This is a genomic window from Streptococcus atopicus (assembly GCF_049166725.1).
GTDB classification, from domain to species: Bacteria; Bacillota; Bacilli; order Lactobacillales; family Streptococcaceae; genus Streptococcus; species Streptococcus hominis.
In genome coordinates, this window is the sequence record NZ_JBMHFC010000003.1 from 1 (window position 1) to 26,265 (window position 26,265).

The 26,265-nt window shown below is 41.0% G+C and carries 18 protein-coding genes and 2 pseudogenes; 3 read left to right on the forward strand and 17 right to left on the reverse strand.

Annotated features, from left to right (window positions below; translation table 11 throughout):
- Positions 1 to 85 precede the first annotated feature (85 nt).
- Positions 86 to 973 (forward strand): tyrosine-type recombinase/integrase, encoded by an 888-nt coding sequence (locus ACOMA9_RS02580; protein ID WP_371507344.1) that lies wholly within the window; start codon positions 86 to 88, stop codon positions 971 to 973.
- A 36-nt stretch (positions 974 to 1,009) separates the two neighbouring features.
- On the opposite strand, the gene ACOMA9_RS02585 is transcribed toward ACOMA9_RS02580, so the two are convergent.
- From ACOMA9_RS02585 to ACOMA9_RS02615, 7 genes and pseudogenes are all read right to left on the reverse strand, one after another.
- Positions 1,010 to 1,300, reverse strand: coding sequence for a DUF5966 family protein (locus tag ACOMA9_RS02585; protein ID WP_150867720.1), 291 nt, complete (start codon positions 1,298 to 1,300; stop codon positions 1,010 to 1,012).
- 13 nt (positions 1,301 to 1,313) lie between these two features.
- Positions 1,314 to 1,613, reverse strand: coding sequence for a DUF5962 family protein (locus ACOMA9_RS02590; RefSeq protein ID WP_371507346.1), 300 nt, complete (start codon positions 1,611 to 1,613; stop codon positions 1,314 to 1,316).
- Positions 1,614 to 1,682: 69 nt separating this feature from the next.
- Positions 1,683 to 7,871 (reverse strand): annotated as a pseudogene (locus tag ACOMA9_RS02595) (SNF2-related protein); the annotation flags it as partial.
- Between the two features lie 56 nt (positions 7,872 to 7,927).
- A pseudogene (locus ACOMA9_RS02600) lies at positions 7,928 to 8,444 on the reverse strand (hypothetical protein); the annotation flags it as partial.
- A 49-nt stretch (positions 8,445 to 8,493) separates the two neighbouring features.
- Complete coding sequence (locus ACOMA9_RS02605; protein WP_150867683.1) at positions 8,494 to 9,045, reverse strand: coiled-coil domain-containing protein; 552 nt, start codon at positions 9,043 to 9,045, stop codon at positions 8,494 to 8,496.
- Positions 9,029 to 9,223: a calcium-binding protein gene (locus ACOMA9_RS02610; protein ID WP_150867682.1), complete on the reverse strand. Its 195-nt coding sequence runs from the start codon at positions 9,221 to 9,223 to the stop codon at positions 9,029 to 9,031. The genes ACOMA9_RS02605 and ACOMA9_RS02610 overlap by 17 nt, the downstream gene beginning before the upstream one ends.
- Entirely contained in the window at positions 9,224 to 14,128 is a 4,905-nt protein-coding gene (locus ACOMA9_RS02615; RefSeq protein ID WP_421424574.1) for an SspB-related isopeptide-forming adhesin, read from the reverse strand.
- A gap of 193 nt (positions 14,129 to 14,321) precedes the next feature.
- Here ACOMA9_RS02615 and ACOMA9_RS02620 point away from each other — a divergent pair, with 193 nt between their 5' ends.
- Both ACOMA9_RS02620 and ACOMA9_RS02625 read left to right on the forward strand, forming a co-directional pair.
- A complete protein-coding gene (locus tag ACOMA9_RS02620; RefSeq protein WP_150867680.1) occupies positions 14,322 to 14,912 on the forward strand; it encodes a type IV toxin-antitoxin system AbiEi family antitoxin domain-containing protein in 591 nt (196 codons plus the stop codon).
- The gene (locus ACOMA9_RS02625) at positions 14,909 to 15,754 is read left to right on the forward strand and encodes a nucleotidyl transferase AbiEii/AbiGii toxin family protein (RefSeq protein WP_264338276.1); all 846 of its coding nucleotides are present in this window, start codon (positions 14,909 to 14,911) and stop codon (positions 15,752 to 15,754) included. Before ACOMA9_RS02620 ends, ACOMA9_RS02625 begins: the two co-directional genes overlap by 4 nt.
- Positions 15,755 to 15,851: 97 nt before the next feature.
- Here ACOMA9_RS02625 and ACOMA9_RS02630 read toward each other — a convergent pair whose 3' ends face one another.
- From ACOMA9_RS02630 to ACOMA9_RS02675, 10 genes are all read right to left on the reverse strand, one after another.
- Entirely contained in the window at positions 15,852 to 18,638 is a 2,787-nt protein-coding gene (locus tag ACOMA9_RS02630) for a phage tail tip lysozyme (RefSeq protein WP_421424578.1), read from the reverse strand.
- Positions 18,635 to 20,986 carry a VirB4-like conjugal transfer ATPase, CD1110 family gene (locus tag ACOMA9_RS02635; RefSeq protein WP_371507349.1) on the reverse strand — a complete coding sequence of 784 codons (2,352 nt, stop codon included), beginning with the start codon at positions 20,984 to 20,986 and terminating at the stop codon, positions 18,635 to 18,637. The genes ACOMA9_RS02630 and ACOMA9_RS02635 overlap by 4 nt, the downstream gene beginning before the upstream one ends.
- Entirely contained in the window at positions 20,943 to 21,296 is a 354-nt protein-coding gene (locus ACOMA9_RS02640; RefSeq protein ID WP_421424580.1) for a PrgI family protein, read from the reverse strand. The genes ACOMA9_RS02635 and ACOMA9_RS02640 overlap by 44 nt, the downstream gene beginning before the upstream one ends.
- A 242-nt stretch (positions 21,297 to 21,538) precedes the next feature.
- The gene (locus ACOMA9_RS02645; RefSeq protein WP_421424582.1) at positions 21,539 to 22,393 is read right to left on the reverse strand and encodes a VirB6/TrbL-like conjugal transfer protein, CD1112 family; all 855 of its coding nucleotides are present in this window, start codon (positions 22,391 to 22,393) and stop codon (positions 21,539 to 21,541) included.
- Positions 22,394 to 22,409: 16 nt separating this feature from the next.
- A complete protein-coding gene (locus ACOMA9_RS02650; RefSeq protein WP_007518271.1) occupies positions 22,410 to 22,652 on the reverse strand; it encodes a hypothetical protein in 243 nt (80 codons plus the stop codon).
- Between the two features lie 17 nt (positions 22,653 to 22,669).
- A complete protein-coding gene (locus ACOMA9_RS02655; RefSeq protein ID WP_371507351.1) occupies positions 22,670 to 24,490 on the reverse strand; it encodes a VirD4-like conjugal transfer protein, CD1115 family in 1,821 nt (606 codons plus the stop codon).
- On the reverse strand, positions 24,490 to 24,978 hold the full coding sequence (locus ACOMA9_RS02660) for a hypothetical protein (protein WP_003033634.1): 489 nt from the start codon (positions 24,976 to 24,978) through the stop codon (positions 24,490 to 24,492). Before ACOMA9_RS02660 ends, ACOMA9_RS02655 begins: the two co-directional genes overlap by 1 nt.
- A 75-nt stretch (positions 24,979 to 25,053) precedes the next feature.
- Complete coding sequence (locus tag ACOMA9_RS02665; RefSeq protein ID WP_371507352.1) at positions 25,054 to 25,635, reverse strand: CPBP family glutamic-type intramembrane protease; 582 nt, start codon at positions 25,633 to 25,635, stop codon at positions 25,054 to 25,056.
- Positions 25,636 to 25,637: 2 nt separating this feature from the next.
- Complete coding sequence (locus ACOMA9_RS02670) at positions 25,638 to 25,871, reverse strand: helix-turn-helix domain-containing protein (RefSeq protein ID WP_003033668.1); 234 nt, start codon at positions 25,869 to 25,871, stop codon at positions 25,638 to 25,640.
- Entirely contained in the window at positions 25,868 to 26,263 is a 396-nt protein-coding gene (locus tag ACOMA9_RS02675) for a thioredoxin domain-containing protein (protein WP_371507353.1), read from the reverse strand. The genes ACOMA9_RS02670 and ACOMA9_RS02675 overlap by 4 nt, the downstream gene beginning before the upstream one ends.
- Positions 26,264 to 26,265: the final 2 nt, after the last annotated feature.

Below are 26,265 nucleotides of genomic sequence, written 5' to 3' on the forward strand. Positions count from 1 at the left end.
TCTCCTACCGATAACAATTTATTATCACTATACAAAGTGTATAAATCAGTCTATAATAGCGTCATTATCGTTAAAGGAGACTATCATGGATTATACTATTATTTCTAATTACCTAGATTATTGCAAAACTCATAAACGTTTGAGTGCACATACCCTTCGTGCTTATAAAAACGATTTAATGCAATTTTACAATTCAAATAAAGAATGTGTGGTAAGTTATATTGAAGGTTTGACACATTCAAACTTAAAAACAAGTACTTTACGACGAAAAATCGCAAGTTTAAAAGTGTTCTATGGCTATCTACAGTCACAAAACATCATTGCAGACAATCCTTTTAATCAGTTACGTTTTCAATTTCGAGCAGAAAAAACATTGCCTAAGACAATACCTCATGATAGTTTAAAAATCCTATATACCTATCTAAAACAAAAAGTTGTCTCTTCCAAAACTGTTTATCAAAAACAAAAAGCTGAAAGAAATTTGTTAATTATTTCATTATTACTTTCAACTGGTATTCGGATTTCTGAGCTTTGTCATATTCAAATCAAAGATATTAACCTAACTGAACAAACGCTTCAAATTCTAGGAAAAGGAAAAAAAGAACGCATTATTTTTTTAGGGGATGAACGGACTTTTCAGTTGCTAAAAGCTTATATCTCTTGCTATTGTAGCTATTTAGACGATTATCTATTTCCTGGAAAATCCCCACAAAAACCACTGACAGAACAAAGTGTTCGCTTACTTCTGAAAACGACAAAAGACCAAACTAGACTAACTACAACGATCACACCTCATATGTTTCGTCATAGCTTTGCTACGATGTTATTAGATAACGATGTCGATATTCGTTACATCCAGCAGATACTTGGTCATAGTTCTATTTCTATAACTCAGATATATACCCATGTGTCACAATCTAAACAAAAAGAAATACTAAGTTCTTATAACCCTATTGCATCTATTTACTTCTAAAAAATATAAGACTACCTCATTAAGGTAGCCCTATTTTCATGCCATTCTACTTCTCACAACTTTTGTCACAATACCAAGCGCCAGCAGAATATTAAAGACAATATAGAATCCTGTAAAGCTCCAAATACCATTGGTTGCTAAATCTTCTGTATAGAGATTTCGTTCTGTGAGGAAGAGGTAAATCCCATAGATTTCTATAAAGACTAATCCACTGATGAGTCCGATAAGAAACAAAGCACCTGAAACTTTCACAATCTGATAAAGAACAAGTAAAATCAGTCCTATTGCGGCAATAATCAAAAGGCTTTGTACAATTTGTTCCAACATTTTACACCTCTTTCTAGGACAACTGCTTACGGTAATAGTTAGCTTGTTCCTTGTCGAGTTCATCTAGTTGGGCAACCAAATCAAGGTATTCTGCTTTCGTCACTTCATCTAAGTCCGGAAAGTCATTCTCACGGGTCGTGATGATGACCTCTAATTGACTGATGATTTCTTGTTTTGAAAAGCTAACATCAAGGGTTTCATCTTCATACTGTTCCTTTAAAGCTTGGTAGTCAGCTCTATCCTCTGGACTTGTGAAACCTTGTACCAACCATTCTTCTAGTTGATAACGCATTTCTTCTATCGTTTGGGCCATGGTCTGTTCTCCTTTTGTGATTTCTTGACTTCATTTTACCGCGTTCAAAAATTTTTGTCAGCCTTTTTCTTAAATCTCGAGTGCTATTTGTTGCTGTTTTTGAGGCTGTGTATCTTCACTAAACTTGGCCAGTGCTGCATCAATCTCCTCAATCTCTGCTTCTTTTTCTACCAAGGGGGCCAAAACATCATACTTAGCCTTTACAAGCTGATAATCCTCTTCCTTTGGAAAGACTTTCTCAACTTCTACTTTGGCTACTTGTAGCTTATCTTTTAAATCCTTTACCAGCTCTTCCGTCTTTTCTTGCTCATCTAGGATATGGTCAATGGTATTGGTAATGCGCTGAATAGTTCCCACGTCTGATTTCAAATCAAGGGCAACAGTATACTGGTTATCACCTACAATCATTAAAGAGACGGTCTCTGGCAAGGGCTCACTAGAGCCTCGTGTAGCCATTTTTAAGTCAAAACCTCTAAAGCTGGCAAGTGTTCTGACTTCCTTGGTCTCTGAACGGTTATAGGTAATGAGTTTTCGGAGATAGTCCCCTGCTTCAGCACGATTGTCCATTGCTTGATTGTCAAATCGCATGACAAAGTCTAAGTGCTTAGTTGCGAGGGATTGAGCAATATCCTTATCATATTGACTCAATCGTTTTTCCATGATAGGGAGGTACTTCTCGCAATAGGAAACGGTATGGCGGTATTCATCTTTGGAGCGGTTAAAGGCTCGTTTTTGATTTTCTAACACCGTTAGTTCATTTTCCAACTCCATTTTGAGTTTGAGATAGGGATTACCAGTCGCTAAAGCCTTAAAGTCAGAAGCCGTCATGGTTTGTTCGTCTATATCTTCTGCTGCTCGAATAGGTTCTTTAGATGTCATAATTTGTTTAATATAACGCAACTTATTTTCCTGTGTTGCCCACAAATAATTATCAAAAGAACCTTTCGTAATATAATGATAAATCTCTACATTTTGGTGCAGATTACCTTGTCTAATCAAACGTCCATTGCGTTGCTGGATGTCCGAGGGACGCCAAGGAACATCCAAATGGTGGACAGCTTTCATTCGTGATTGCACGTTTAAACCAGTTCCGCCCTTTTCCGTTGAAGCCATGAGAATCCGTACTTCTCCGCTATTGACCTTTCTAGACAGTGAGTTTTTCTTCTCATCGGTATTGGCATCATGCACAAAAGCAATCTGGTCTTTTGGAATCCCTCGATCCACAAGAAGATCTTTGAGTTCATTGTAAACATCAAAACCTTCTTCTTTACTTCTAGGCGTTCCAATATCAGAGAAAATCATCTGAGTGGCTTTATCACCTTCGCCCTCACGGTAAATCCGCTCGACATTATCAACGACTTGAAGGATTTTCTGATTGTCCGCTAACGTATAAGCAGGGTCAATCAACCGCATATCAATAGCTAGTTTTCTGGCTTCCCCAGTTATTTTTAACATGTTATCGACACTAGGATCAACACTACCTGACTTGATAGCGTCTGAACGCTCGACCAACTCTTCTAAATAGTATTTCTGAGCTTGCGTTAACTCACTTTCCACCGCAATTATCTTAGCTTCTGGTACAGGTAAATCAAGCATATCTGAAGTCTGAATGTCTGCTGTTTCCTTGTAAATTCGCATGAGCTCAGGCAAGTTGACAAATTTCTTGAACCGTTTCTTAGGTTGGTACTTATCACCTGTCGGGGCTAGTTCCATAGAGTTCTCGATATTCCCAAAAGCCCCAACCCACGAATCAAAATTAGATACCTGATATCGTTCCAAGACATCGGGTTGAATGTAATTCATCATAGTGAAAAGTTCACTAATGGAGTTTGAGACTGGCGTTCCTGTCGCAAAAACAACATTTCTATCTCCATGCTCTGCCTGAACCTGTCTCACCTTCATCTCCATGTCTACGTTCTTTTTTGAAGTGGTATTGGTGATTCCCGCGACATTCCCAAGTCCAGTGATTGGACGGATATTCTTGAAGTGATGAGCCTCATCCACAAAGAGAAAATCTATACCTAGATTTTCAAATTCAATAAAGGTATCTCGCTCCAGTTTTTGGAGTTCTTCCAATTGATGTTCCAATCCCTTGATGGAGCGCTCTGCTTCTTTAACCGTATAGTCGCTATCACTTCCTAGCTTGATTTCTCGGAGTTGCTCTAGCCTATCGTGAATATAAGTGACCTGTTTCTCACGACTCATCGGTATTTTTTCAAACTGGGAATCCCCAATGACAATAGCATCGTAGTCCCCTGTGATAATGCGTGATACAAACTGCTTGCGTTTGGCTTTGGCAAAGTCTTTCTTGGTCGTCACATAGATCTTTTTCGTTGGAAAGAACTTCATGATTTCTTGACCAAACTGGGCGGTCAAACTAGAAGGAACCACATAGAGAGGTTTATGCACCATACCAAGTTCTTTCAGTTTAAAGCCTGCTCCAAGCATGGTTAAGGTCTTTCCAGAACCGACTTCATGGGCAAGAAGTGCTCTTTTTTCTTCCACAATCCGTTGAATGGCATTCTTCTGGTGGGGTCGTAGGGAAATATTCTGAGCAAGCCCATCAATGGCTAAATGACTGCCATCATAGACCTTGGACACTGTTCGATTATAGAGGCTGTTATAGGTGTCTTCAATCATTTGTTGGACTTCTGGATACCTTGCCACAAAGTCTTGAAACAACTCTTGAATTTGGGTTTCCTTAGCACGAAGAACTGTTGTTTTCTCCACATCTGTCACATTCTTTTTCTTGTCTCCTTCGACAATTTGTTTTGTGATGGTCGGTTGATTGGAATTAAGGAGGTTTTCAAAGATTTTTCGGCCACTATCATAACGAGAACCTGAAACACCCAGACTTCTATCCGTTGCCGTAGAGTAGGTATAGGCAAACTTAGACTGGTAGGAAATTGTTCCATCAAGGGGACTAATTTCAAGGACTGTCGCTACTTCTTGATCTGTGAGGTCAAAGGCTTTTCCCATAAAAGTTTCTTGGGCAAATTTTCCATAAACGGCTAGAGGAATCCAACGTGAGCCAATCCGATAATCAATATCAGCTAGAGTGACACGTTGTGGTCTAACCTCTTCTAAGAGATCTTGATAGTGTTGCCAAGGAAAATCAGAATTTTCTTGCTTAATGAGTAAGTCCACAATTTCTAACTTGGTCACCACATCCCCTGATAAGAAATCCTGACGAGACACATAGACCACTTCTCCGTTTTGGAGATAGCGTTCTGGGTCAGGAATAATGGCATCTCCCAGTTCTTCAATCAAAGTAGCTTTGGAATCTGTGTGATAAATAGACATCATGTAATCCAAATCCACTCCACGCCCATCTGCTAGACTGGAATTGAGAGCATCAAGTGCTGAGCTAACTTCTGTCACTTCTTTTTCAGGACGAACCAAAGCTTTTTCAAAAGCAAGCGACTTGGTATAGATAATCGTTTTTTCATTTGGGTCAAGACTTTCATCTTCTAAACTAGCAAGGAGCGAATACTTATCATCACTATCGAAAAGATTGCGGTTAACTGCACTATTCAAATAACCATAGCGTTTGACAAAGCTATCATAAGCATGATTGAGTTTGCCTAACAATTGATTAAATTTCTCCTTATCGTAGTCATAATAGCGTTGGATGGCAATGACCTCTTGATAAGCATTTCGAATGTCTACCATTCCCTTAATCCGTGCCACTTCCTTATCTGATAGCGGTGCTTCATAAAAGACCGTTTTTTTGAAATATCCCTTAAATTGTCCTCGTTTTGCTGTTTCCTCGGTCACATAGACATCAAGAGCCGTACTATCCGTCACCTCTAAAGCATTAAAGCGGTCAATCTGCTTTTGGGAATGCTTGCTGTCCCAGGCTTTAAAGTTTCCATCTTCATCGACATAATAGCTGATTTCTTCCGTCTTGGTTCCCACTCGAATACCTTTGTTATCTCGATAGTAAACCGTAGAATCCTGATAGCCAAAACTGTATTGACCAAGATTCTCTCTCATTTCAGGTGGAATGGAGGTATCAATGATTTGTTTGGTCAGCACATTTGGGTTAATGATCATTTCATTTCTATCAATCTCCCTTGGGGCTTTTACATGATTCAAAGCAGTTTGAACACTTGCGATGAGGTTGTCACTAGTCCCCTTAACAGAAAGTGTTCCGCCATTAAAATTTCTAACTTCATAGGTTCCTAGCACCTGGCTATTGTATTCTCCATCAAAGTAAGGATTGAGCCAAATGCGGTCATCCTTGTCATAACGAATGGAACCTGAAAAGGCTAGATCATCTGCCACATATCCTTTATCCAAGTGCTTCTGGAAGAACAACATATCTGTTGTAACATTGGTTCCTGCAATGGCCTTAAAAGAAGTATCTGGTAAACGCACACCACCAAGAAACTCGGTTGTCTCACGAATATCTTGAAGAATATTCTCCGTCCGTTTATCCATGGTTCCTGTGGAGGAGATAATGGTCACTTGCCCACCATCATGCACCAAATCAAGCGACTTCTTCACAAAGTAGTCATGAATCATATAAGGCTTATCGTACTTGTTATCTGCAATCCGAATATTAGCAAACGGTACATTTGAAATTACTAAATCAAAGCTATTGTCATTAAAAGCAACTGTCTCAAAGCCTTTGACTTCAATATGCGCATTTGGATGAAGGTGTTTGGCAATAGCTCCTGTAATGGTATCTAACTCCACACCATACAACCCACTTTTTTCTCTCAAATATTTGGGCATAGCCGCAAAGAAATTCCCTGTTCCCATAGAAGGGTCTAGAATTTTTCCGCCTTTAAAGCCATCTCTTTCTAGCTTATCCCATATCTGACGAATAAGGGCAGGATTAGTGTAATAAGCTGTTAGAGAGGACTGTTTCATATCCGAATATTCCTTATCGGATACTAAATTTTTTAGTTCTTCACGTTCTTTAGAGAACTTAGGATTATAGTCATCAAAGAAATCGTTAGCAAGTCCACCCCAACCCACATATTTGGCCAAAAGTTCTTGTTCACTCGGAGTCGCTTGTCGTTGTTCTGCTTCAAGTGTTTTCACAAGACGAATGGCAGCAATATTCGTCTCCACCTTATCTCTAGCTGTCTTAGGGTAAAAGTCTGTCAGATCTTCTGGAAAGTGAAAATCAACAGCAGGAATGGTTTCAACGACATCAGCTACCTCTGAATCAGTCTCCATCTCAATACTTTCTGGTACTTTCTCTTCTATATTCATAAAGGAGAAGAGGTCTAATTCCTGACTGGTCTGCTCCATCTCTTCTTTTTCTTCGACAGAAGGAACATGGAGAGCCTGAGTGATTTCCTCTAATGTTCGGAAGAAAAGAACTGGATTTTGTTCAATGAGATAGGAGAAATCATTTTGTAATTCAATCCGAATCAGGTTATTAACTCCTGACTCTTCTATAGCTATCACCTTAAAGTCTTGTCCCTTATAAGTTACCATAGAGTCAAGGGGAAAACGTTCAATAGCTTCTTGTATGATAGGATTGTTGGGGGTTGGCTGAGGAATGGACATTTCAGCCTCAGTTTGAATAAAGGTGTCCCTCCAGTCTTTAAAGATAAGGTCTGGAGTTTCCTGTTTTTCTGCTTCAAAAGTTCTAGCTTCTTCCAAAGATAAGTCTTCGTGTAAAAAGCCATAAGCAACTGGTCTTAAATCTTCCAAATCCAGCTGACTGGTCAAGAAAAATTCAACCTTTTCATGGCTAAGTCCCATCTGAAGCAATTCTGTCGCAAGAGCTAGTTGAGTTACTGTGGCTTTGGGATAGCCACCTAATAATGCAAGGTCCGCATTTTCCAAACGGAAGCGACCTGCTGCGTCCAATAAAACGCTGACTTGGTCTGGCTCAAACTGAAACAAATCAATCCCAACCTGATTCAATATCTCTTGATTTTCAGTCCTGATAGCTTGACCAATCTTTTCTAATTCCTTTTCTTCGATTTTAGTCAGTGTTCGTTTCAAATCATAGGCACTACCATCAGCCTCTAAGTAGGTGAGCAGTTGCTTTCCCTCATAGACTGGTATCATTTCCATCTCATGATCAAAATCCCCACGTCTAAGGTTCGGAAGTTTAGGAAGGTCGTTTCGTACCTGGTCAAAATGGCTCAGTATCTCAAATTTCTGAGTCAGATTCAATTTCTCATACGCTGGTAAGTGTTCTGTTTGACCCGTTCGAAAATCCAGTTGTGACAGGTCTTCGTCAAGGCTTGCAATCATGATAAAACCTTCTTCTCGAAAAGTAATCTCTTGAGGTGGTTCTGGTCCTATGATTTCTTTCTCTTCTTCAGTAGCTTTTGATTTCACTGCCTCTGCTTCTGGTTCGTAGCTTAAAAGAAACTGTTCAATATCACGGCTAATTCGATCAGACAGATTATTAGCCACACGGTACACATTCACCAAGTTTGCGGCTCTGCCTTTTTCCAACAGAGAGGGTACTGAAATGGACTGATAAGCTCCTTCTTGGTCTAAGAGTTGAAAGCGAGTCGCCAGGTTAAAGAGGGCAACCTCAATCACCAAGGCTTTCTCATTGGTTGATAATTGGGGCAACTTATTTAGTCCAGCCTGACCAAAGGTTTGCGTATAGGTACGTAAGTCATGAGCTGCTTCAAATGGACTAGCTGCCACAAAGGCAGAGACATCCGTCTCAAACTGAACCACTTGAACAGGTGGTTTGACCTCTCCCCTATGGGTCGTAAAGTGTTGGATCAGACTGTCCCAGTCCTCATCAAAATGGGCTGCCTGATAACGTAAAAAAGATTCTAAAAGGATGGAGTCACGTGGTAATCTTGCCCGCAACATCTCTAGTAAGTGTTCTTGATTCATGCTTCCCTCCAATCAAAAATGAGCTGAGAGGTATTCTCAGCCCACTGCTTTAATCTAGGACCAAGGCTCTTTGGTCTTTTTCTTGTGGCAACTTATCCATTAAAGTCGTCACATAGTGTTGTATGAAATCACTTTTCTGGTCTAACAAATCTTTCTGTAAAGCCATGTAGGTCACATCTCCAAAATAATCTTGGCTAGTTAGAGACAAGTCCTTTTGGATAATGTCTTGCAAGGTTTCTAAGGTGAGAGACGAATAATCGTCCTCATCCAAAATCTCATACCGAGCAAGGGTGTCCGAAATGTTGTTGGACGCTATCACTTCCATGATGAAACTAGCTCCCTCCCCTGTTCGATAAAGGTTATCCAACAAATCGGTCAGCTCTTCTTGAAGCTGTTCCTGATAGCCTTCTGCCTTTAGGCGTAACTCATCACTAACCAAAGGCAAGTCATCTATTGCCATAAAATCACGATAGAGGGTATCAAGTAGTGACTTATTGTCAACACTTAACTCCATGGCTAGAAAGGCTTTAACCATATCTTCATAGTTTTCTCGTGCCATCTCTGAAAATGTCTTAGAAATGGTTTCATAGTTCCAAGTCATAGCTTCTCTCCTTACGCTGATATTGAGTTGGCCATAAACCTTGTTGTACTTCTTCAAGATCCGTTAAGCCATCACTATCCGTGTCACTGCTCAAGGGATTGGTTCCTAGATCTAGTTCCACAGCGTCCATTAAGCCATCCTGGTCAGAATCCGTATTGTAAATTGTTTTTGATTTCATCTAGTTGTCCTCCATTTTCCGCTTTGAAAAGCCATAAGCTAGACCGAGAAGAAGTCCTCCACCAACAAGCGCCAAGAGAGACTGACTCTCCCCTGTATTTGGGAGAACACTAGCAAGAACTGGTGGCTCAGGAGTCTCAACTGGTGGTTGTGATGGTGTTGGCTGATTTGGAGTTGGTGGTTCTGGTTCAGGAGTGTGCGTCTTAACGGTGTTTGAACTGATGGTATAACCATTAACAGTATGAAGCACTGTATTTTCCACCTCACCTGAAGCGATTCGTTTCATCTGCAAGTAAACATCCGCCTGAAATTCAGATTTTTCTGCGAGACTTTCTAAAAAATCTTTATCAAAGCGAATGGTGACTGTGCCTTTTGAAGTATCCACCTCTTGTAGCGTGTACTTGGTCACTTCTGTACCTTTTGGTAGAACACTTCCATCTTTTAGGGTGACATCCACCAAAGTATAAGCCTTGTAGACACCATTATAGGCATCGTGACTTTCATCGTAATCATCGTTAAAACGATAGTCAATGAGCGGTGTCGCTCGATTAGCTGGAATATGTGCTCCTACCAAACGATAGTTGAAGACCTGATTCATAGCGATTTTCTTACCGTCTAAGCTCTTATCCTTTTGAGACAAATCAACCACCACATCTTTTTGTGGGTCTAGTTTTGGAACATTATTGACCACGGTTTCCGTCACGTAAGCCAAGCCAAAATCAATCTGATAAGCCGTATTTTCATACTTGCCACCAGTCTTTGTCAACTCATTATTAATGGTCATCGGCAGTGTCACGACTAAGGTTTGACCAGTTTTAACATAGGTCTCATAAAAGGCTTTAGGATTATCGGCACTTAAGACGTGAATGGCTCCTTTTGGTGTAAACTGGCGTTTGGCCATAGCTTCTTGAATGACTTTGGGGGCTTCTGATAGGTTAGCGTAGGTTTTAACAGAGACACCTTTGACAAGATTGCCAGACTTATCCATGATGTGAACACCATCTGGATTTAAAGTCAGAGCTTCTTCGGGATAGTCATCTACCATGTAGAAACCTTTAGCAAGGGTATCATCTGTCACTACCAAGTCCTTGTACTGACTGTAATCCAGAACCATTTTATAGTAATTGATGGTATTAGGAAGAATGGTCTTGCCATCAATTGTGCTGCCTGCTTTATTAGTATTAAACTTGTGTGGAGTAACTTTGGGTACATGATTAGTCACCGTGTTGGTCTTATAGGCTTGCCCAAAGTCCACTTGATAAGCCACATTATCATAAGACTTCCCTGAATGAAGCATGGACTCCCGAACGGTCATAGGCAGTGTAATAGTAATGTTTTGTCCCTTAGTCACATAAGTATCATAAAAGGCTTGAGGGTCTTCTGCCATAAAGACTTGGAAGGCTCCTTTAGGCTCAATCTTTCGTTTAGAAAGGGCTGCTTGTAGGTTTTTAGGCGCTTCTGATAAGCTAGAATAAGTTTTCACCGTAACACCTGATACTGCTTTACCATCAGATGTGGTTAGCTGAATCGCTGTTTCATCTGGTAATAGGGCTTCTTCGGGATAATCATCTACAAAGTAAAATCCTTGTGCAATTTGAGTCTTATCTGCTTTAATGCCTCGGTATTGGTCCAAGTCCCATGACAGCGTATAATGGTTTTGAGTTCCCACAAGCATGGGCTTCCCATTGATGTCCACCTTATCCTTATTCAGGTTTTGTTTCTTAGGCTCTGGAGAAACAAGGGTATTGGTCACTTCCTTGGTTTCGTAGCCATTGCCAAAATCGACTTGATAAGCCTTATTCTTGTAGTTAACAGTTTGACCATAAAGACTCTCTTTAACGGTCATTTTGGTTAGCAGTTCCAATGAAGTTCCTGTTTTAACGTACTGGTCATAGAAGGCTTGGTTATCGTGAGGCATGAAAACTTGAAAGGCCCCTTTTGGTGTGATCTTGTCACGAGCCAGTTTGTCTTGAAGGTCTTTAGGAGCATCCTTTATAGAAGCGTAAGCTTTGACAGAAATTCCTGACACAGACTTGCCATCACGAGTGGTGATGACTGTTCCCTGATCCACTAAATCCAGCACATCTTCAGGGTAGTCGTCCACAAAGAAGAAGCCACGTGCAATGGTCTCTTTAGAAGAGCTATCTCCCTTGTATTGGTCTAAATCCCAAGTCAAACGGTAGTGATTGGTGGTTCCTAAAGCAACCACGGTATCGTTAATGACGACACCGTCCTCATTTTCATTGCGTTTCTGAGGTACAATGTGGCTGGTCGTATCTCCATCACCTGGTGTCCGAATGGTTACAACATTTGAAGTGACGGTATAAGCATTTGGTGTTCCCTTGTTCATCAAGAGCTTATAGCTGTTGGAATAAGTTGCCCCATCATTTTGAACAGTTCCATAAAGTTTTGGGGCGGTCAGTTGATAAACCTTGGTTAAGTCTTTATTAACCTCCTGCAACAAGTTTTCCTTGGCAGTTAAGGTCACAAAGTTCTTTTCCTGATTAAAGGTCACCTCATAGTTTCCGTTCTCCACTTGTGTTTTTTCCTTATCAAATACATAGCCTGCTGGCAGGTAGTCTTCGAAAGTAAGGCTTGTTGTTTTGGCACGATTGGAAGAAAAAGCGTCTACTGTCAGTGAGTAAATAACAGTTGAAGCCTTTGCGACTGTTTTGCCATGAAGATTAGTTTGGTCTGTATTCACCACTTTTTTCATAATTTCGGGCGTTGTTGTCAGACGGTAGTCATGGTAGTGAACCATTGGCACTTGTGGTGCTTTGGGCAAGGGTTTTGAAGTAGGAATTTTCGGCAAAGTGACCTTTGTTAAGGTCAAGCTAGGTTGTGTCACTTTCTCTAGTGGTTTCTCTTTAAAAGTCACATGTGGTTCAGGCATAAACGTCTTTGGTGTGAAAGTTTTTGGCACCACCTTAATCGGATCAGGTACGGGATCCAGTTTTGGGGTCACATATGGTTTGGGACGATACGGTTTAACAGTCCGTGCGACGGGCAAAGTATTTAAAGCAAACCAATAGGTCTTTCCACCCACCTGCATCGGCATGTCTCCCTGCCCAAAAATCACTGTATAGGTATTCCCTGATGTGACGGTTGAGACAATCGCACCTTTATAGGCATAGCGACTAGACGTCGTATCCCATTCCTCTGACAACTTCAAATCACTGGCACGGTTGGAACCTAGTGAACGAGCCAAGCCTTCATTTGTCACTTGAATCGTCGAGCCATTGATAGAAACAAATTTACCAGATGAATTCTTCACATATTCCAGACCGATATCATTATGATTCAGTGAGGAGTGGGTAAAGACACCTGGTTTTTCCTTAGTGAAAGCTACTTGCGTTCCGTCTTCCAAAAAATACTTGGCTTTGACACGGAACTCCATCTTATCGGTTCGCCAATTCCCTGTTCCATCATTTCGGTAAGCAATAAAACCTTCTGTTGGATCGTTTGGTACGACTAACTGCACTGCATTGGTGCCCGTTGGCGAAACAAGATTAGTAATATCATATGTAATACGACTAATCCTCTTCCCATCAAATCGGGCATTTTGTAAGTTTTGATAAGTGAAGCTTAAAGTTTCACCTGTCTTAAAAGAGTCATATACAAAGAAGCCTGTGGAATCTAAGATATTAGAATAGCCTCCAAGCATAGCATTGCCTTTCGCAATAATACGGTCTGGATTGCGAGTAGTTGCGCCATGTCTTGCTTGTGGTTCTCCATTATTCAAATTTAGGGCTTGAGCAAGGGCTTCTGAAATATACCCCTCTTCGCCTTTGGAAATCTCTGCTAAATCACGCTTGTAGCGGTCCATTTCTTTTGCGTTATAAGCGTCAATGGCTTCTTTTTCTTTCTTTGCGGCTTCTTCTTTTTCCTTGTTGCGTTTGGTGATAGCTGCAATTTCATCCGCACGATCTGTGGCCAATTTCTGCTGGTTGTTATTGTACTCATCAACAGCAGCTTGACCCGCTTTGTTTTCATCATCAATCGCTTTTTGTCCAGCTTGATTACGTTTGTCAATCGCTTCATTATCAGCCTTTGCCTTAGCTAGACCTGTTTCATTTTCCTTTTGAGTAGCCAAGTTCTCCGCGACAAGGGCGTCTGCGGCTTTTTTCTTGGTCACATATTCTGCAAGATTATCCTTATTTTTCTGATCAATAGTAGCTACTGAAGACATGTAATCCTGATAGCCTGGAACAGTTGAGCCATCTCCTGACGATACCGTTTGAGTCGTTACGGTCACATCAGCAGACTTATCTTGACGCTTCAATTCCGAAATTGTGCTATCCACCGAACTGTTTAAGGTGTTTCCTGCTTGAGTCGCTTCTTTGTGACTGGTCTCTAACGTGGCATTCTGTGATTCAACACGTGTTTTATCTTGTTCATAGGTTGCTTTAGCAGATTTGTAGGTCTCTGTGACCGTAGAAATCTCCTCAGCTTGTTTGGTAGCATCGGCCTCTGCCTTGTTTAATTGTTGGTTAGTCTCACCAGCTGATGTCGTGTTGCCCAAATCCAGTGGTTGGTCTTGAACAGTCTTGACACCTTCTGCTTTTGCTTGATTGACAGCTTGGGTCACTGTATCATGTGGAACCGTTACAGTAATCGCACCATCTGATTTCCCAGTCGAAGCAAGGCTATTCGTCTGTTGGACAACTGGTGTGGGTTGAGCTTGAACTAAATTGGTCGCAGGATTTTCCGTTCGTTGAATGATGTTATCCTGTGGTGCCGTTACTTCGTCAGCCTGCGCCACTGCACCACTCCATGCGACAACAGCCGTGACCATGCTTCCAAGAACTACCGAACAAAGCGTACGATACTTCTTACTTTTACGAAAGACATGTTTCTCTGCTTTTTCCTGATTCACTAAAAAGTGATGATGACATTGTTTGGTCATAACTAATCCTTCTTTTCTTTTAATAAGTAGCAACAAACTGTCACTCTTTCCCCATCATAAAAAAGAAGCCTTGATTTTGGTATCACATCAAGTAAGAGAATAGTAAACTGTATGTATAACATCTAAAAATGTTGCTTTTGTGCCGTAAAAATGTTAAAATTGCGGTACAAAAGCAACAAAGAAAGGGTCGAATATGTCTAAAAAAGAATTGTTACTTGAGTACTTAGACAGTCACAATGGCATGATTACTTATAGAGATTGTAAAAAATTAGGTATTCCAACCATTTATCTAACTAGACTAGAAAACGAAGGGGTTATCTTTAGGGTCGATAAAGGAATCTATCTGTCCTCTAGTGGAGATTATGATGAATACTATTTCTTTCAGTATCGTTACCCCAGAACTGTTTTTTCTCATATCTCTGCTCTTTATCTACAGGGACTTACAGATGAAATTCCTCAATATTTTGAAGTAACAGTCCCAAGGGACTACCGTTTTAGGAATACACCATTAAATTTAAATATCCACACTGTTTCTAAAGACATTGTCAACCTCGGGGTCACCAGTGTAAAAACTCCAATGGGAAACACCGTTAACGTTTATAATTTTGAACGTGTTCTGTGTGATTTTATCCTTAATCGAAATAACATTGATGCTGAGCTATTTGTTAAAACACTTCAAACTTATAGCAACTTCCCTAAAAAAAATCTCTCAAAGCTCTATGAATATGCTCAAAAACTGAATATCTTAGATGAAGTTAAACGAACCTTGGAGGTACTACTATGAATAAAGCAAAATTAACAGCACTCTGCCATAAAATATCGAAGAATACTGGATTAACTTTTAATTCCGTCATGACCTATTACTTTCTTGAAGCTATTCTGAAAAAATTAAGTCAGAGTTCTTATTCGAATCACTATATTTTTAAAGGTGGGTTCCTACTTTCAAACGTCATTGGGGTCGAATCTCGTAGTACGGCGGATATTGACTTCCTGTTTCATAAACAAACTTTATCAGAAGAAAATATTCAACAACAGCTTGAAGAAATTTTAACTGAATCGAAAGATGGTATTCAATTTTCAATTCAATCCATAACAGCTATTAAGGAAAGCGATGATTATGGTGGTTACCGAGCAACCATTTTATGTCAACTCGAAAATATTAAACAAATTATCCATTTAGATATTGCGACTGGAGACATTGTCACACCTTACCCTGCTACCTATGACTACAAAGCCATTTTTGATGATGACAATTTTCCAATCATTGCTTATACGATTGAAACAATCTTAGCTGAAAAACTCCAAACCATTTATTCACGAAATTTCTTGAACAGTCGCAGCAAAGATTTTTACGATGTCTATATCCTTTCAAAGCTAAAGAAAGATGACATTGATTTTTCACAATTAAAAATTGCTTGTGAAAGAACCTTTTCCTATCGTGAAACTGAACTCGATTTCAATAAAATCATTGAACTACTGGAGAGATTCAAATCTGACTCTATTCAACAGCAACAATGGCAAAATTATTCAAAAAAATATAGCTATACAAAAGACATTCTATTCACAGATATACTTAATGAGATTATCAGCCTCCTGATAGCCCTCAATTCTAATCATAACGCTTAAGTCGTGACTAAAAGACTTTAAAGCTAGCAGCTGACCTTGCCATAAAAAACAAAAAGAATATGCTAACATTTTTATACTTTGTTAGCATATCCTTTTTTCATTTCGTTGTGTAGGCAAAACTGATGGTACTATCCACTCCTGATAACTTGCGGAAGGTATAGTTGGGATTGCCATTATAGTTGGTCTCTGAGATAAGAAATGACCCATCTGGATAAACTTTCTCAATAAATGCCACATGCCCGTACTGTCCACCCGCAAAGGAGACAATCGCTCCTGCTTTAGGGATGGTTCCTGTTTCACCACCGAGACTAGCCGCAGTTCGTACCCAATCTTGACCATTGCCCATGGTATTGATAATCGGAATTTTCTCACCATTTTTACCTTTGAGTTTTAATCCTAATTGGTTAATCCGTGCAGCTACTCCCCATGTACATTGACCGTAGGCATAGCCCATACCGTCACCACCACCTGGGATAGAATTGTCATAAAGGTCACCACGAACAGCTTCCAAAGCTTTTGGATCACTTTGTGCGGTCCCACCATTTGGCTGGCTAAACCCTTTTTCGATTTGGTAATACCACTCAGTTGCTCTGGTTTGGCGCTCTAAGAGCTTATCTCCGCTATTTCCTTCCCAATAAATGAGAAAGAGTTGAGCAAGGTTTGCTGGACTTCCTGAATGTTTGAAAAAGTCCTTTAACCAGTTGGTGTAATAGGGATTATCCCCATGCAACATGAAATCCAGTTGTAAGCCTAAGTCATACCACTTCTGATTCTTTCGTTTGGCATATTCTAACAAAAGTGTGTGACGGCGTGACCCATCAGCGGTATCTGTCCACTGTCCTAATCCTAGTCCACGTCTCAAGATATTAGGGTAACGACCGTTATAAATAGCTGGACCACTCAGAGATAGCCACCCCTCATCATCCCAAGAGTTTTCTCTTGCCCCAACTGGAGGAGATAGGTAGTCGCCTTCAGCTCGTTTGGGATTGATAGAGGATTCTACCGACCAGTTTCCTAAGATAGCTGCGATGGCTTGATTGGTCGCTCCTTGACTTTTCAGGTACTCATAGATCGCTTTCGCTCTCGCAAACTCATCCCCGCCAAACTGACCAATGGCTGGTATAATAGTGGTTTGAAGCTGAATCACTTTAGGAAAGTAAAAGGCTGGATTGACATAAACCAATTTGTCCGTGTCATCATCTACCTTTTGATAGGTGACTTTTAGCCCCGTACCATCTTTAGTTTGGCCAATGACCTCTCCTGCTTGGACTCGCTGACCAGCCGTCACTCGACCAGTATGAACATTATAAAGAGTGAGTTGAGTCTTGTTTAGTCCCTTGCCTAATGTGAGGATAAGATTATCCCCATCAAGAGAGACTTTCCCATCCATAGGTGCCACAATCACTTGGTTCTCTTTAGCCTCTAGAATGATATGATGATGAAGCATTGGTTTCTCATCCATCACCTCGTAGCCATAGCGAACGGTCATGGTTAGAGCGTCATCTTCCGTTTGTCCTTGAAAGGGATTCTCCAATTCCTGAAGGGCAAGGTAAGTTCCTTCCTCGCTCCATTCCTTCAGGTCAGCTCGTTCTTCATCAGAGAGTTTATAAGGAGGATTCTTAGTTAGGTCTGACATGGATTGAATAGATGAGCCACCATTTAAGTCCTGCCAAAGCTGACTCAAATAAGCTTGATAGGTTTGAGAACCTTCTTCCATCACTTCGTCTAAGGCATAATCCTGATACTTGTGATTCATGAAGGCCATGACCTCATCAATCTTAGTGTAGTAGGTAATGTCTTTATCATTGGTTCTCGTGTGCTCCGCATCCTCCCAGGTCAGATGGGTATAACTCTTGGTCAACTCTATCTCATCTTGTTGGATGAGACTGGTTCCTGAAATCCCCATGACAAAACTCATCATGAGAAGAAACAGAAACAAGAGGCCTGATACCACCCAAGTCATTGGATTTGTGATAAGAGCTGAAAAGAAGGTCAGGCTCCCCTTAATGGCTTGGATTATTTTTGAAAAGCCTGCAATACCTTGCTTCCCAGCCTGTTTAAGAAAAGTTTGGTAACGTCTTCTTGGCTTTAAAGGTTTTTGGCGTTTCCAGCCCTTCCCCTTTTTAAAGTTCTGATACCGTTCCTTACCATGAGCAATCTTGTTTTTGGCAAAACGATGTCCAGTCTGCCCACCTTTCACGACGACTTTTCCAGATTGATAGGTTAATCTAGCATAGCGTCTGCCTTTCAGACTGGTATCTTTTAGGGTTCTAAGACCATCTAAATCATCGTCTTGAGCAACTACATCTAGCGATTCGGACGCTAGAAAACGCAACCCTCGTTTAACTTTGGTAGAGGTTTTCTTAGCCTTATGAGCCTTTTTGAGCTGATGAACCTCACGTTTGGCGGAAGTGACTTCTTTTTCTGCCTGAAGGCGGTCAAAATTTTTCTCTTTTTGGAACTGAAACCGTGAAGTTTTCGTTTCTTTTGACTCTTTGTGATAGGTAAACTTAGGATTGACAGTTTTCTCTTTTTCTTCTAGCTTGACCTCTGCCAAGTGTCTTCGGGCAAGCTTCAGACGATTTCTTGCTTGTGGGAGACGGTACTTTCTTATTTCCTTTGCCTTTAACCATCTGGGAGATACATAGGCGATAGATTCCTTAAAAGTTTCTGTCGCAGCTGCTTTTTCATCTTGATAGGCTTCTTTGAGAGTTTTCCTCTGTTCTTTTGCTTCTGCTTTCTCAGCTCGTCTGGTGAGAAAGCGTTTCTTAGGGAGAGCTATTTGTACGGCTTTCTTCTCCCTACGGTAATGAATTCGACTAGACTTTAAACTACTTTGAAAGGTTTTTCGTGCAGCTTTAAGGGTTTTCTTATCTGGTATCATTTGTCAAGCCTCATCTTTTCTGGATCGGTACTCATGATGTCAAAGAGCTTGGTTTGGTGTGGAATCTTATTCCTGAATGGTACAACTGTTGAGCCAGCCTTAATGAGACCTGCTCCCTTTTCAGGATTAACCAAGTATTTCTCTAACTCCTTGGATAAACCTAAGAGGTGAACCAATTCTTCTCGGTCATTCTTAGCCTGTTTTAGGAGAATCATGAATTCGCTATTGGCAATAATGCGTCTGCCATTGGCATCAAGAAGCAGAGTTTCCACATTCTGCGTAATCCCCGTTGGCGTTGCCCCGTACTTCCGAACCCGACTCCAGAGTTTGAAGAAGAAATCAGAAGCGTACTTATCCAATAACAGCAGCTGCATTTCATCAAAGTAAATCCAGGTTCTCTTCCCTAGTTTTTGATTCTTCACCACACGATTCCAAATCTGGTCAAAAATCACCATGAGGGCAATTTGTTTGAGTTCATCGCCCAGCTTTTTGACATTGTAAATGAGGAAGTGGCTATCGGTTTTGATGTTGGTGCGGTGTGAGAAAATATCTAGAGAACCTTCCACATACAGTTCCATATCAAGAGCCAAGTCCTTCGCTTCTAGTTCAGGTTGCTTGGAGAGGACAAAGACCCATTCCACCAAAGACGGTTCTTGAAAATGCTTATAGGTCAAGCGTGTCACACGGTCGATTAGTGACTTCTCACGACCATCTATTTTGCGGTCCAACAATTTCCCAATCCAAGACAGGAGAAATTCTGACTTGACCTTAACAGGGTCTTCATCCATATTCTCATCTGACAAGTCTAGGACATTCAAGAAAGTGGTGGAGTCAGGCGCAATGTCAATGCTTTCCCCACCAAAGGCTTGACCGATGATGCTGTACTCATTTTCAGGATCGACGATGATGATTTCGGTATCATTATCCGCTTCTTTTAATTTAGTCGAAATAATCTCATGTTTTGTGGCCATGCCTTTTCCTGAACCTGATGTCCCTAAAATTAGACCTGATGGGGTATTGAGTTTCCCACGGTCAATGGTAATGATGTTACTTGAAATCTGATTAATCCCGTAAAATTTTCCACCTTTGTCCTGAATATCAACAGAAGTCCAAGGTGAGTTGACGGCAATATTCGAGGTTAAGAGAGACCGAGAAACACCTTCAACATAATTCTTCCCAAAGGGTAACAGACTATTAAAGGCAGCTTCCTGCATATAGGTCAGATTATCAATGATGAGATCATTTGAGCCGGCCACTTGTTTGACAATGTCTAAGGATTGGTTCAGCTGATCCTCATTATCCGCAAAGACCCCAATCAAAAAGAGGGTGTCAAAGAGCTTATCTCCAGTCTGTGTCATAGTTTTAAGCAGCTCATCAGCTTCATCAATATTGCTTTCAAGAACCTGACTAACCTTTTCCAAATAAACACCAGAGCGTGCCATCTTTTGTTGCTCGCCAATTTTTTGTGATTCCATCAAGGTTTTCTTGGTTCGGAGTTTCTTCATGGCCTCTGACTTAGCTGAGCCTTTGGCATGCAGGCTCATCATCACTTCCAAATCCGACTGTATTAAATCACGAATAAACTTGTCCCCTAACTCCATACCGTAATCCCGAACATAGACAATCTGTAAGAGTCGATTGTCTATTTCAATATGATTTTTGTGTTTGAAAGATAGGCTGGTCGGGGCAATAAAATGCTTGGTGGTTTGTCCTGAACGCACGAGGTCTTGATAAGTAAAGGGCAGATGGTTTTCTCCGCGTAACATATCGGCCAAGTGATGAACTCGTTCTTCTCCTGTCAAGAGGTTAAAGCTAGCCTCGATTTCTGAAAGACCGCTCTTGAAGTATTCTCCAATTTGAGACAGAGAGCGGTAAGCCAGTTTAGGCGTTTGGTCACTTTTCCCAAAAGAAATCAACTTGATAGCTGAAAAATTATTCTCTCCTGCTTCTAAGTTAGCATCCATCATATGGTTGAGTTCCTCACGGTAGGGATCAAAACCATCTTCATGCAAGGGATAAAGGACACTTTTTCGGAATTGTTCCAAGTTGACCTTCTTGTTAAAGATGGTCAGTTGGAAATTTGTTTTATCGTCCAGCGAATTGATTAAATCTGAATACTTCTCAACCATAGCCCCCTTATCCTCCCATCCCACGGTCTGGTAATTGACATCCCCTAAGAGATAGGACTGAGAGAAATAATCTGGGCTTACCTGCATGAGGCCATTGGGAAAGAGACCTTGATAAAGAAGAGTATTAAGTGTTGTTGGTAGAACCTCCTGTTTCTTTGGGGTTATCTTTTTGACCTTAGAAGAGGTCTTTGGTTTCATGAAGTGTTTTAAGTTTTTCATGGTGAATTCCTTTCTGTTCGATTAGGGTGCGGTCTGGTACCATCATCTCGTAATGAAAACGGTATTTTAAATAGGTTTCAAAGGGGAGATCATTAGGACGATAAACCCCAAATAACATGAGGGGGATGGTAAACGTAAAAACAAATCCATAGACAAACCAGTCCCCAAATTGCCAATAAAAGAGATTTAACCCTAAGACAAGGATGGTGATGGCAATAGCTGGCAAGACAAAAATGACTTGCCGTGTGGTAAAGCCTAACCAAGCCCTGTGTTGAACCTTTGTAACGTCCTTAAAAACACGTGTATTCATAAAATAGTAACTCCTTCTTTGATAAAAGGACCAAGATGGAAATCTTAGTCCAGTTTAAATTGTTTTGTGACTTTGACGCAGTAGGCGTCTGAACTCTCTACGCTAGTTCCTAGCTATGACAGTTCTAGTCGTCCTTGCGGAGGTCGGACAACGAAATCGACCGTAAAGCAGTACCTTGTTCCTCTTCGATTTCCAAGGAACAACCTTAAACAGGCCACTGGACTGTTTAAGCTATCCTACTCTCACATGCCCAAAATACTTCGGGCAGTGCGTTGACTGCCCACCAAGGCAATGATTAACAAAATAGCTTGCACTAAGCTACCAAACATAATGGCTAGGCTTTCCAAAATCCCTGCCCCATTTGAAACAGCGATTTTTCCAGCTGATTCAAAAAAAGGTACAAGAGAGACGATGAGGAAAATCAAAACTCCTTGCAGGGCATAGACCATAATATTTTTAAGATAGCCAATCCCAACGCCACGCCAATCATCACTAAGGAAAGCTGGAATCGTCAGTGGCGCAAAAGGAATCATGAGATAAAGCTGGATAAAGCGAATGGTGATGAGAATATTCACGACCATCACACTGACTAAACGAACCAACCAAATCATGATAGCAAAGAGTCCAACAATCATTTTTCCAACAATACCTGATCCTTTAAGGCCTGAGATGGTGTCATAGGCTGTTCTCCCACGTGACACCACGCCTGCCACCTGTTCGATGATGTGGGAAGCGACGGCTAAGATAGCTTCCACAATCACAGTGGTGTTGGTAATCACCACAGTCACCATGATGTAGCTGACAATCATTGGGGCAATGGCTTCAAAAGTCATGGCGCCTCCCGAACCCGAAATTTTCTTAGCCATCTTAGAAAATTCCAGAATCAAGACAACCGCTAAAATCGCTACCCCCAAGGGCTGCATAATCCCTTTGGTGATGGCAGACATATAAGACCAGACGGTTGGATTGTATTCTGCCAAGGATTTGATTAAATCAGCTGTTGATTTTAAATCCACATTAAAGCCTTCAAAAAGGCTGTCGCTTGAAATTTTCTCTGAGGCTAGAAAGACAAAAGCTGAGGTTAGTTTCATTATCATGTCATACCTTGCCCTCCTAAATTGTAATCTGAGTAACAAAGGCGCCAGCAGCACCGACCATCACCCCACCCACAATTTCTAAGATGGCATTACGGACACCTGGCCCTCCATCTTTAATATTGGTCGAAAGGTTGATAATACCCATCACAACAAGAAAAGCCCCTACGGCAATCAAGCCTTTTTGTAAGAGAGACATGGCTTGGGCAAACATGGAGCTGGCATCCACTCCGTAAACAAAGCCTGTAAGTTTTTGATCCATATGATTCCTCATTTCTATTAGTGTAGTGTTCTTTCTGTGCTTAAATCCCTAATCTTATAATCCGATAAGTCAAGAAGTGCTTCCTTGTTGCTTAGCGGATCAATCTGATAGTGCCACCAACGATCGTCCGTTTCCTTATCTGCAAGGTATTGCCAGTTCTTATGTTTCAATGGGAAATATTTCTTCTCCTTAAAGACTGGAACTCCTGCAATTCGTACCAAACATTCATCTCGTTTCATGTTTCCGACTTCATCAGGGGTCATCAGGTCCCTTGCAATTTTTTGATAAGAAGTAGAACCAGACCCTGTTTGGCCATAAGACCGACTGGTGTTCCTCACATCAATGGTTTGTTTGCCTAAAAGGCCACTCATGAACTTGAAGGTCTCTTCATCATTCCCACCCAGATACAGCAGACTGTCACAGTTACCAAGAATGGTTTTCCAAGCCTCTTTTTCCTTATAAAGCCCTTGGAGCTGAGCAATATTTTGAAGAATGGGTACGAGACTCATGTTTCGGGAACGAACCGTTGAAGTTTGTTCGGCAAATTCTGGGATTTCTCCACAGTTCGCAAACTCGTCTAAGTAGGCTCTCACATGAATGGGAAGTTCTCCTTTGAAGTCTACATCAGCTTGTCTGGTTAAGGCTGAAAAAACCGTGGAGAAAAAGAGTGCAGACAAGAATCTGAAGGTCGTATCATTATCAGGAATGACCAAATAGACCATCGTCTTCTGAGTTCCCCATGTCTTCAACTCCAGCGTGTCCCGCTTGGTTAAATCAATGACGGATTGAATATTAAAGAGGGTAAACTTAGCCGTCGTCACAGCAATCACTGAATCCAATGTTTTGTCCTTATAGTTCTGAAAATCTGCCCAATTTCGAATGGTAAAATTCTCCATGCCATACTTCTTGGCATGATTTTCAAACATAACTTCAAGAACACTCTTATCTTGATTGTCTCCTTTAGATAAGAGTTTAATGAGTTTTCCAATTTCTGAAAAAGCTGGGTAACGCCCGCGCTTGCGCCGCTTCTCAGCTTCTTCCTTGGTGCTTCCTGGAGGGTTATAAAAATCCACCAAGTAGGAAGCAATCGCTCGCACCAAGGTCATGGAGGCCTCATCCCAAAAGGGATCGCTTCTTGAACCACTACCTTTCGTGTTGTTAAAATACACCGTCAGCATGCGGTTCAAATCATTCTCAGTTTCCACATAACGAAAGGGATTAAAACCATCCGAATTAGTCATATTCACTATGTCTAAGACCTTGACCTGATAGCCATTTTCTAGAAAGAGCTTCCCAGTTTTTTCTGCCAAATGGTCCTTGGGATCAACCACAATGTTGGAACAGTTAAGCTGAATCAGATTTGGTTTGACAAAGCGAAAGGTCTTCCCTGCTCCTGACCCACCAATAACAACCAGGTTCTTATTTCGGTCAAACTGTGGCGTTTTCTTTTCTAAGAGGGTTAACCTGACGTTTCGTGATAAGATGGTGTCGTTCAAAGGATTCTTACTGGTAAAGGCTTTACGCTCACGACTATTTCCAAAACGAGCAGAGCCATACTCAGCCCCTTCTCGGTAGACCTTTTTGCCTGTTGAGATATAAAGATAGACAAGCCCCATGGTCATCAGTCCAAAGAGAAAGCCTAAGAAGGATTTTCCAGTGAAGTTGACATCCCACAAGGGATGAAGCACTTGTTTTTGTCCTTCTCCTAAGAGATAAGCAAGACGTTCAATGGGTGGCTGATTGGGAAGACTCTCGTACAGCAAAACCAAACGATGACAGAAATGGCCAAATACAACCCCTAAGCTCCCAAAGACGATGGCTTTTTTCCCTGAATACACTAGAGAGTCACCTCCTTGGTCTTCACGGCAGAAGGTTCTAACATCACAATCTGTTCCTTAGCCTTTTCAATTTCCTCATCAAGGGTTTTATCGAATGTTAAGTCTTGAAGTTTTTCTGGATTAGAGACTAACTTTTTCAGTAACTCATCTAGATGCCTGTCTAAAAGAGACTTGTCCTTGGCGTAGAAATGAAGATAGTTCCCTTGCCAGCTAATGGCAATCGGAAGGTTCTCGGATTCCACCAGTTCCTTGAATTTCTCCACATCAATCGGTTTATCCAACATATCCCTGGTCACGTTTACAGATTCAATGGCATAGGGACTTTGAAGCAGTTCTTCCAACTTTTGAACCCCAATCTTATAAGCTGAGTCTTGAGCTAGGGCTTGCCTAGCCGACCACTCTAAGAGCTTTAAGAGCGTTTGAACCGTAAACAGGCTACTTCTCTCCGCATATTGCAAAGCTTGGCGTTCCTGTTGTTCTGAAGACATAACTCCCTCCTTTGTATGATTCCCTCATAAAAATCAGGGTGCCTTCATAATACGAAAGCCTTCTTGATTTTGGTATCACAGAAATGATAGAAGAAAAACCGCACCATTCCAAGAGAGATGAACCAGAGTAGACATTAAAACATCCGTTTTGAGACGAACCAGTCCTAATGTCACTCCTAAGCTGCCATAAATGAACCAAGTTATCACGCTAGAAGGGTGGTGCACTAAGGAAAAGAGAAAACTCGTCAACAAAAGCTGAGCAAATGGCTTAGACAGTCTATCCCACAAAACTTCTCGGTAAAAGACCTCCTCCACTATACTGGCATTAAGTAGAAAAATAATAAACGACAGAACGGGAACTTGATCCTGAACAGTTACCATCGTTTGTTGGTTAGTCTCAATTCCTGAAAGCGTGACACTCATGGCAAGAGCTATACTCACCATCACGCCAAGGCTCCCTAAAAGCCAAACTCCTCTCTCTATCCAGGACATGTTTCTTTTGGGAATGCCATAGTGTTTCCAAAACCACAACAAAAAAGTTAAAAAAGCAACTTGTAAGACGATTAAGCCTATCCCATCAATCCATCCCATTAAGAAGAGACTAACTAAGAGCACATTAGCATGAATGGCTCCGTACATCAGTAATACTCGTCCTATCTCTACCTCCTAAACAAATCTTCATAATCAATCTCTAAGACTGCTACAATTCTCTCCACCCATTTGAGTTGAGGCATAAGGCGATTGGACTTATAATGACGGAAGGTCTGATAGAGACGATTAAACTCACTGGGATAGACATATTGACCTTTAAAGATTTTCCGTGCTAAATCTGCCCAAGACATACCCTTATCAATGAGGAGGATTTCTAAATTTTCCCAAAAGCGTTCGTTCATAGATCCTCCTGTTCTGTCAAGTCCTTAAAGAGATGTTCACGAAAGAGAACTTCCTTATGGTCTCTTGGAAGAAAGGTTCGTGCCTCTTCTACACTCATATCGGGATACACTTTCTTCTGACAAACCACGAGAGGGAGACGTAAATTCTGTTCAGGTTTTCGAAGAACCAAAGTCACCAACTCACTCAATTTCATCTGTTTATGACGTTTAAAACGCTTAAAAGAGGGAGCTAGCAGCTCAAAACAATCACTAGTTTTGGCAAATAATCCCAGTAAGTCCTCATGTGCCAAGTGACCAACGTCTTTACAGGTATAGGAAATGCCATGTAACTTACAAAAGTTAAGGAGTTTCTGATTACGACTGGTATTTCGACTTAAATAGATCTCTAACATGT

What these genes read in the sequence shown, in the direction of transcription:
- ACOMA9_RS02580 (WP_371507344.1), top strand. Translation starts at nt 86, where the DNA reads ATGGATTATACTATTATTTCTAATTACCTAGATTATTGCAAAACTCAT.
- ACOMA9_RS02585 (WP_150867720.1), bottom strand. Translation starts at nt 1,300, where the DNA reads ATGTTGGAACAAATTGTACAAAGCCTTTTGATTATTGCCGCAATAGGA.
- ACOMA9_RS02590 (WP_371507346.1), bottom strand. Translation starts at nt 1,613, where the DNA reads ATGGCCCAAACGATAGAAGAAATGCGTTATCAACTAGAAGAATGGTTG.
- ACOMA9_RS02605 (WP_150867683.1), bottom strand. Translation starts at nt 9,045, where the DNA reads ATGACTTGGAACTATGAAACCATTTCTAAGACATTTTCAGAGATGGCA.
- ACOMA9_RS02610 (WP_150867682.1), bottom strand. Translation starts at nt 9,223, where the DNA reads ATGAAATCAAAAACAATTTACAATACGGATTCTGACCAGGATGGCTTA.
- ACOMA9_RS02615 (WP_421424574.1), bottom strand. Translation starts at nt 14,128, where the DNA reads ATGACCAAACAATGTCATCATCACTTTTTAGTGAATCAGGAAAAAGCA.
- ACOMA9_RS02620 (WP_150867680.1), top strand. Translation starts at nt 14,322, where the DNA reads ATGTCTAAAAAAGAATTGTTACTTGAGTACTTAGACAGTCACAATGGC.
- ACOMA9_RS02625 (WP_264338276.1), top strand. Translation starts at nt 14,909, where the DNA reads ATGAATAAAGCAAAATTAACAGCACTCTGCCATAAAATATCGAAGAAT.
- ACOMA9_RS02630 (WP_421424578.1), bottom strand. Translation starts at nt 18,638, where the DNA reads ATGATACCAGATAAGAAAACCCTTAAAGCTGCACGAAAAACCTTTCAA.
- ACOMA9_RS02635 (WP_371507349.1), bottom strand. Translation starts at nt 20,986, where the DNA reads ATGAAAAACTTAAAACACTTCATGAAACCAAAGACCTCTTCTAAGGTC.
- ACOMA9_RS02640 (WP_421424580.1), bottom strand. Translation starts at nt 21,296, where the DNA reads ATGAATACACGTGTTTTTAAGGACGTTACAAAGGTTCAACACAGGGCT.
- ACOMA9_RS02645 (WP_421424582.1), bottom strand. Translation starts at nt 22,393, where the DNA reads ATGATAATGAAACTAACCTCAGCTTTTGTCTTTCTAGCCTCAGAGAAA.
- ACOMA9_RS02650 (WP_007518271.1), bottom strand. Translation starts at nt 22,652, where the DNA reads ATGGATCAAAAACTTACAGGCTTTGTTTACGGAGTGGATGCCAGCTCC.
- ACOMA9_RS02660 (WP_003033634.1), bottom strand. Translation starts at nt 24,978, where the DNA reads ATGTCTTCAGAACAACAGGAACGCCAAGCTTTGCAATATGCGGAGAGA.
- ACOMA9_RS02670 (WP_003033668.1), bottom strand. Translation starts at nt 25,871, where the DNA reads ATGAACGAACGCTTTTGGGAAAATTTAGAAATCCTCCTCATTGATAAG.
- ACOMA9_RS02675 (WP_371507353.1), bottom strand. Translation starts at nt 26,263, where the DNA reads ATGTTAGAGATCTATTTAAGTCGAAATACCAGTCGTAATCAGAAACTC.